Source organism: Sphingobacterium sp. 1.A.4, assembly GCF_002734245.1.
Classification (GTDB): domain Bacteria; phylum Bacteroidota; class Bacteroidia; order Sphingobacteriales; family Sphingobacteriaceae; genus Sphingobacterium; species Sphingobacterium tenebrionis.
Window position 1 is genome coordinate 1 of record NZ_PEAZ01000029.1, and the last position, 613, is coordinate 613.

The window sequence follows — 613 nt, forward strand, 5'->3', positions numbered from 1 at the left end:
GGACCTGCTGCGGAACGCCGCCATGCATGTCAACCACATGCAGAAGGCCCTGGTGGAAATGAACATCAGGCTTCCCGAGGTACTGAGCCAGATCCATGGAGCAAGCGGTATGGCCGTCATCGGTGCCATCCTGTCGGGCGAGCGCGATCCTGGTGTCCTGCTGTCCCTGTGCCATACCAGGCTGCGCAGGACCAAGTCCCAGGAGATCCTTGCCGCCCTGGAGGGTTTCTATACGGAAAGGGGTGTGTTCGCCCTAAGGATCGCCCATGAGGCCTATCTGTTCTACATGAAGCAGATTGCCGAATGTGACCATAAGCTGGAAGCCCTGCTGCAGAAGGGCGGCGATGGCGGCAAAGGGACCCAGTCAGGGCCCAGGAAACCGATMCGGCACAACAGGCCGGACATCAGGGACCTTGGCGCCCATCTGCTGGACCTCTTCCAGGGCAGGGATGCCACCATATTGCCCGGGATCACGGACTATACCTGGATGCAGATCTACAGCGAGACGGGAAACGATCTGGAACGATGGGCCACGGAGAAGCATTTCACAAGTTGGCTGGGGCTATCTCCGGGGCAGAACAGCTCGGGCACAAGTAGCAGAAGGGTCAAGCGG

1 protein-coding gene is annotated in these 613 nt (G+C 59.8%); it reads left to right on the forward strand.

Annotation, left to right across the window (positions count from 1 at the left end; genetic code table 11):
- Positions 1-37: 37 nt before the first annotated feature.
- Positions 38-613: transposase (locus CRJ00_RS02640; protein WP_180268399.1), on the forward strand; the 576-nt coding region annotated here is incomplete at its 3' end.